General features: G+C 40.2%; 2 protein-coding genes and 1 pseudogene. All 3 read left to right on the forward strand.

Annotated elements, in window-relative coordinates:
• The first annotated feature begins 82 nt into the window (after nucleotides 1–82).
• Entirely contained in the window at nucleotides 83–793 is a 711-nt protein-coding gene (locus tag F6K38_RS17915) for a dual OB domain-containing protein (protein ID WP_287357069.1), read from the forward strand.
• Nucleotides 794–1,306: 513 nt separating this feature from the next.
• Entirely contained in the window at nucleotides 1,307–1,510 is a 204-nt protein-coding gene (locus F6K38_RS17920) for a hypothetical protein (RefSeq protein WP_044492370.1), read from the forward strand.
• 289 nt (nucleotides 1,511–1,799) lie between these two features.
• Nucleotides 1,800–1,938: pseudogene (locus F6K38_RS17925) on the forward strand (RNA-guided endonuclease TnpB family protein); the annotation flags it as partial.

Here is a 1,938-nt window from a genome sequence, read left to right on the forward strand (position 1 = left end):
CTGACCGCTGACCACTGACCACTGACCGCTGACCGCTGAATGCTTACGTCTAAACTAACCTTACTTGGGATTAGATAGCAGCATGACTCAGATTATTTGCTTGGCTAACTCCTGGAAGCGTGGCGAGAGATGTATCGCTGGAATTAATTCCCTTAAACGTCAATGGATTCGTCCTGTATCTGATTTACCGGATGGTCGCATTCCGAAACCAATGCGTCAGATTGCGGGAAGGGAACCAACTTTACTGGATATTTTAGATATTCCTTTGGCTAAAACTGGACCCGACTTTGGCTTTGAGTATGAAAATCTTTTGGTATTACCAGGACAATGGCGACGAGTAGGACAAGTTCCCGCTGGATATCTCAATAAGTTTTGCAGCCGGGAAAAATACATTCTCCATAATAATGAGCGCTATGTAACCGTGAATTTCTTGCAGTCATTACCGGTAGAGCAACGCTGTACACTACAACTGGTGAAAGCTGTGGAGTTCTTGGTTCAACCTATTGGTGTCAGAGATAAGGGTGTAGAAAAATGGGAAGGTTCACTGGTAACAGATTGTGGACAAGAATTGACTGCTACGATTACTGACCCCGTATTTGTTAGGCATTTAGAGTTAGGCTATCGACCACAAAATCAGTGTTTGGTTACGGTTAGTCTCAGCATGCCTTGGCGACCTGATTATTGGAAAAAAGATGATGATCCTTGTTGGAAGTTGATAGCGGGTGTGATTGAATTACCTAACAAATCAGGGAATAAACTGAGAATAGGAATGGATGATGAGCTTCCTTTTTAGGAATTCAAGTAGGGTGGGCAAAGTAAGATAATCTAGAGTATTCAGAATAATCCAACAGTTTTTGCCCACCATAAAAGTCAAATAAATACCAATTCAAGTAGGGTGGGCAAAGTAAGATAATCTAGAGTATTCAGAATAATCCAACAGTTTTTGTCCACCATAAAAGTCAAATAAATACCAATTCAAGTAGGGTGGGCAAATTAAGATAATCATTAATACTAAAAAAAAATAAACTGTTTTTGCCCACCCTACAACCTAAATGATAACAATTTTATTTCTTTTTGCTACAGAGGATACGGGAATTAGGTCATAAGGTGATAAACTGATAATGTAAGGCGGTGATATAGGGGATTAAGGTGTACCAATATTTTGTGTAATTGGTATTACTAGGAACGAATGCGATCGCATTCTACTAACTAGCTTCCTATAATCAACTAAATCATTCCTTTACCATTGTTTACCATTGACGAAAGTTAATGGATAATCCCTAAGTCAGCATGGGAGACCCTAGTGATGCTAGTTGAGTTCAGCGTAGAAAATTATCGCTCATTTAAAGAGCGCCAGACCTTGAGCATGGTGGCATCTAAGAAAAAAACTGGCGAGAATAGCAATAGTTTCCCGATGCCTAATGTTAAGTCTCTGCGCCTACTCACCAGCGCTGTGGTCTACCAAAACTTCTTGAAATGTGAGAGCCTTGTGTCTTTAGACCGAGGGTGAAACAGAGAGACTGGGTTGACCCAGTCGTGTCTCTAAGCGTCTTTCTTTATTTCAGATCTAATAATTTTTTATACAAGTTCTCCCACACTGGTATTTGATTCTCTAGCTGATAATTGAAGCCACTTCCAAGTAGTCCCAGTTAGCCAAACGGTATGGGGCTTCTTCAATTCATAATGATGTACGGGTACTCCCCGCATTCTTTTTCTGGTTTTCCACTCATTTATTGTTGACATCTTCAGAACCAACCTCTCTACTAAGAGTATATAAAAAAACAAGGAGGTGATGACAAGTGTACAAGACCATTCCAGTCAAAGCTAGTTTTTCAGAGGAGGAAAAAGCCTTTTGGTTGTTCCAATGCGAGAATGCTAATAGCCTAGGGAATTGTGCAACTTATTATGCGAAGCAAAAACATTACTCTTGGTTGGAGC

The sequence above is a fragment of the Moorena sp. SIO3B2 genome, from assembly GCF_010692525.1.
Taxonomy (GTDB): domain Bacteria; phylum Cyanobacteriota; class Cyanobacteriia; order Cyanobacteriales; family Coleofasciculaceae; genus Moorena; species Moorena producens.